Raw genomic sequence first — 5119 nt, forward strand, 5'->3', positions numbered from 1 at the left:
ATTCCGAGATAGCAGCAGTCCCACTGGTTGCCAACGGCATGGTTGTCGCGCATACGGCCGACGGCAAGCTGGTTGGTGTCAACGCGGCGACTGGTGAGAAAACCTGGGTATTCCATCGCAGTGGGCCATCACTGCGCCTGCGTGGTGCTGCACAGCCGGTTGTCGATGGCGAGTATCTCTATTCGGGTCTCGATGCCGGCAAGCTGGTTAAACTGAATGTCGCCACCGGGCGTTCGCAGTGGGAAACCCCGATTTCATGGCCGAGTGGCCGTAACGAACTCGACCGCGTGGTTGATATCGACAGCCGTCCGGTTATTACAGGCAAGAGGATCTACACGGTCAGTTACCAGGGCCAGATGGCAGCAGTCGGAAAGAAAAAGGGCGCAGTTGAGTGGAGCATTCCATTCTCATCGCACCAGGGACTCGCATTTGACGGTACTGTTCTATACGCGGCAGATGCAAGGGGTAACGTGGTTGCGGTAGACAGCGCCAACGGCCACGAGCTGTGGCGTCAGAATGCACTTCATGGCCGCCGCCTGAGTGCTCCGACTATCGCTGGTGGCTACCTTGCCGTGGCTGATTTTGAAGGTTATGTTCACTGGCTGTCACCTGCTGACGGTAGCCTGGTTGCACGTATTCGTGCGGTCAAGTCTGCCGTGCAGGCTCCGCTTGTTACCTCGGGTAACCGCGTTATTGTTTACGGCAGTGAAGGGCAGCTTGCATCTGTCTCAGCACCATAAGTGCAACGATCAACGGCGACTTGAATGCTACCTGTTATTGCCCTTGTCGGGCGCCCAAATGTCGGTAAATCGACACTCTTCAATCGCCTCACACGCACACGTGACGCCCTGGTTGCAGACCAGCCAGGGCTGACGCGCGACCGCCAGTATGGCGTTGGCCGTCTTGGCCCTTCTCCCTATATCGTTATCGATACCGGCGGCCTCAGTGGCGTACGCGAGGGACTTGATCCGCTGATGGAAAACCAGGTCATGCAGGCGATCGAGGAGGCGGATCACCTGCTCTTTATGGTAGATGGCCGTGAAGGCCGCAATGCCAGTGACGAGGGTATCGCAGAACGTCTGCGCCGTACCGGCAAGCCGGTGACACTGGTTGTCAACAAGAGTGAAAACCTCGATCAGCATATTGCCGCTACCGATTTCTACGGATTGACCAGCAACGAACCGGTAGCCATCGCGGCTGCCCATGGCCGTGGGGTCAAGACTCTGATTGAAGATGTTCTTGCAACACTGCCGCCAGCGACTCTCCCTGAAGAAGAGGAGGATCGCATCCGCATCGCCGTGGTTGGACGCCCCAATGTCGGTAAGTCGACCCTGATCAACCGCCTCATCGGCGAAGAGCGCGTCGTCGCTTTCGATATGCCGGGCACGACCCGCGACAGTATCGATGTGCCGTTCGAGCGTGACGGTAAAAAATACACCCTGATTGATACCGCCGGAGTGCGCAAGCGCGGACGCGTAAAGGAGGCGATCGAGAAGTTCAGTATCGTCAAGACACTGCAGGCTATCGAGGGGTCAAACGTCGTCTTTCTGCTCATTGATGCTCACGAGGGTATTACAGAACAGGACGCACACCTTGCCGGACATCTGCTCGACAGCGGCCGAGCACTGGTGGTTGTCGTCAACAAGTGGGACGGCCTCGAACAGGGAGAGCGCGAGCATGTTAAAACCGAACTCAAGCGCCGCCTGCAGTTTCTCGATTTTGCACGCTGGCATTTTGTCTCGGCGTTGCACGGCAGTGGTGTCGGCAACCTGATCGAATCGGTCAACAAGGGCTATGCCAACGCCATGCGCGATATGAAGACGTCACGCCTCACCGAGATACTCGAGGATGCGGTGATGGAGCATCAACCGCCAATGGTGCGTGGCCGCCGTATCAAGATGCGTTATGCACACCAGGGGGGTAAAAATCCTCCGATCGTTGTGATTCACGGTAACCAGGTCGACTCGGTCCCGGCGACCTACAAGCGCTACCTGGTGAAGCGTTTTCGCAGCGTACTGCACCTCGATGGAACACCCCTGCGTATCGAATTCAAGTCAGGCAGTAATCCGTTCCACGGACGCAAGAACAAGCTGACGACACGCCAGGTGCAGAAAAAGAAACGTTTGATGAAGCACGTCAAGAAAGGCAAATAAGAGGAGACAAAAATGATGATCTGGACTATTTACCTGTCAGGTGAAATTCACACCGACTGGCGACAGCAGATAATGGATGGTGCGCAGGCAGCAGGTCTGCCGGTCGAGTTTACCTCCGCGGTCACAGACCATGATGCCAGTGATGCTGCCGGTGATTCACTTGGACCGGAGAGCGACGGCTTCTGGCGCGATCACAAGTCATCAAAGGTCAATGCTATCCGCACCAAGAATCTGATTGAGCAATGTGATATCGCCGTGGTGCGTTTCGGTGACAAGTACAAGCAGTGGAACGCTGCATTTGATGCTGGTCAGCTGGCTGCACTGGGCAAGCCCTACATTACACTGCATGACAGTGACATCATTCATCCGCTTAAGGAGGTTGATGGTGCTGCCATGGCGTGGGCTCAGACCCCTGAGCAGGTGGTTGGCATACTCAAGTACGTGATCTCGGCCGGGTAGCGCCGGGGGGACTTCTGGTAATCGCCCCGGGGCGATTACTGCCAGAACCTCTTCTCGTTTGTCATGCCGGCCTTGAGCCGGCATCCATATGCGGGCGTGCTGTTCTTGATGGACCTCGGGTCAAGCCCGGGGTGACGAAATTACCGGAACACGGGGGGTGATTTAAAGCGCCTGAATCTTCTCCAGTTGTGCCTGCAGACTGGCAAGTGTTTTTTGCGCCTCTTCCAGCTTATCCTTCTCCTTGGCAACAACGGCTTCAGGCGCCTTGTCGACAAAATTGGGGTTCTGCAGTTTCTTGCCAGTGCGTTCGACTTCGCTTTCCGCCTTGCCGATCTCTTTCTCGAGACGCTTGCACTCGGCTTCCTTGTCGATCAGTCCTGACATTGGAATCAGCAGGCGCATGTCGCCGATCAGAGCAACGGCAGATTCAGGCTCTTCGTCACCCTGTTCTAGAACCGTGATGGATTCAACACGTGCGAGGAAGTCCAGGTAGCTGCGATTGATCTCAGCGTAACGACGATCCTGTTCTGAAGCATCTGCAAGCAGTACCGGAACGTGTTTACCGGGCGCGATGTTCATCTCGCCCTTGATTTTGCGAATCGCAAGAATGAAGTTCTTGAGCCACTCGACTTCGGCAACAGCCTGTTGGTCGTCGAGTGATTCATCTTCCTGCGGGTAGGGCTGCAGCATGATGCTGTCACCCGACTTGCCGGCCAGCGGTGCGACCTGCTGCCAGATCTCTTCCGTGATGAAAGGAATGATCGGATGCGCAAGGCGCAGCAGTGCTTCAAGTACACGCACCAGTGTCTGGCGTGTACCACGCTTGGCTGCATCTGATGCTTCATCGCTGTTGAGAACCGGCTTGCTGAGTTCGAGGTACCAGTCGCAGTACTCGTTCCAGGTGAACTCATACAGCGTCTGTGCAGCATGATCGAAACGGTAGCTCTCAATCGATTTGCCGACAGCAGATGCAGTTGTCTGCAGCTGTGCCAGGATCCAGCGGTCTGCAGCCGAGAGTTCAACCTCGCTGTTGGCATCACTGCCGCAATCCTCTCCCTCGGTGTTCATTAGTACGTAGCGTGCGGCGTTCCAGAGCTTGTTGCAGAAGTTCCTGTAGCCCTCGATACGTCCCATGTCGAACTTGATGTCGCGGCCTGTGGCTGCCAGGGCAGCAAAGGTAAAACGCAGTGAGTCAGTACCGAAACTCTGGATACCGTCGGGAAACTCCTTGCGGGTCTGTTTCTCGATTTTTGCAGCGAGTTGTGGCTGCATCATGCCGCGGGTACGTTTTTCGACGAGTGTGTCGAGGTCGATTCCGTCGATCAGGTCGATCGGGTCGAGCACGTTGCCTTTCGACTTGGACATCTTGTCGCCATGGCTGTCGCGTACAAGCCCGTGTACGTAAACCTCGTGGAAGGGCACTTCGCCGTCCATGAACTTGAGACCCATCATGATCATTCTGGCGACCCAGAAGAAAATGATATCGAATCCGGTGACCAGCACGTTGGTGGGATAAAAGTCCTTCAGACGTTCGGTATTTTCAGGCCAGCCGAGTGTCGAGAAGGGCCACAGCGCAGAGCTGAACCAGGTGTCGAGCACATCTTCATCCTGGCGCAACGGATAATCATCGGAGAGTCCGTGCTTTTCACGTACCTCGGCCTCGTCACGGCCGACATAGATGTTGCCTTCATCGTCATACCAGGCCGGTATCCTGTGCCCCCACCAGATCTGGCGGCTGATACACCAGTCCTGGATGTTGCGCATCCATTCGTAATAGGTGTTTTTCCAGTTGTCCGGAACGAAACGAATCTGTCCGTTCTCAACTGCTTCAATTGCCGGTTTTGCGAGTGGTTCAATCTTGACGTACCACTGGTCGGTCAGGAAAGGCTCGATGACAGCACCGGAGCGGTCGCCGCGTGGAACCATCAGCTTGTGGTCGACAATTTTCTCGAGGAGATCAGCAGCTTCAAGGTCAGCAACGATCTGCTTGCGCGCTGCATAGCGGTCGAGGCCGATGTAGGCGGCCGGAATCAGTTCGTCCTCATCCTCGTCATTGTCACGGATTGCCGCGTCGATGGTAAGTATGTTGATCAGTCCGCCATGCGGCTGGTCGCTGATCATGTTCTCGTCACGGTGACGTTGCCACACGGCGTAGTCGTTGAAATCGTGCGCAGGCGTGATCTTGACGCAACCGGTACCGAATTCGGGATCGGCGTGTTCGTCGGCAACGATCGGAATCTTGCGGTTGGTCAGTGGCAGTTCGACAAGCTCGCCGATGAGGTGCTTGTAGCGCTCATCTTCCGGGTTGACCGCGACGGCACAGTCACCGAGCATGGTTTCAGGACGCGTGGTGGAAACCACCAGGTGCCCGGTGCCGTTAGTCAGCGGGTAACGCATGTGCCACATGTGGCCGTTCTCCTCCTCGTTGAGTACCTCAAGGTCGGAGACGGCGGTGTGCAGTTTGGGATCCCAGTTGACCAGGCGTTTGCCACGGTAGATCAGTCCCT

4 protein-coding genes are annotated in these 5119 nt (G+C 56.2%); 3 read left to right on the top strand and 1 reads right to left on the bottom strand.

Going from position 1 to position 5119, the window contains the following annotated elements; genetic code table 11:
* The 3 genes from BOW51_RS07425 to BOW51_RS07435 form a co-directional block, all read left to right on the top strand.
* Positions 1 to 740: outer membrane protein assembly factor BamB (locus BOW51_RS07425; RefSeq protein WP_153039632.1), on the top strand; the 740-nt coding region annotated here is incomplete at its 5' end.
* 24 nt (positions 741 to 764) lie between these two features.
* Positions 765 to 2153 (top strand): ribosome biogenesis GTPase Der, encoded by a 1389-nt coding sequence (gene der / locus BOW51_RS07430; RefSeq protein ID WP_078477129.1) that lies wholly within the window; start codon positions 765 to 767, stop codon positions 2151 to 2153.
* A gap of 15 nt (positions 2154 to 2168) precedes the next feature.
* On the top strand, positions 2169 to 2612 hold the full coding sequence (locus BOW51_RS07435; RefSeq protein WP_078477131.1) for a YtoQ family protein: 444 nt from the start codon (positions 2169 to 2171) through the stop codon (positions 2610 to 2612).
* A gap of 162 nt (positions 2613 to 2774) precedes the next feature.
* Here BOW51_RS07435 and BOW51_RS07440 read toward each other — a convergent pair.
* On the bottom strand, positions 2775 to 5119 hold a 2345-nt coding region (locus BOW51_RS07440; protein ID WP_078477130.1), incomplete at its 5' end, for a valine--tRNA ligase.

It is taken from the genome of Solemya elarraichensis gill symbiont (genome assembly GCF_002021095.1).
GTDB lineage: Bacteria > Pseudomonadota > Gammaproteobacteria > Chromatiales > Chromatiaceae.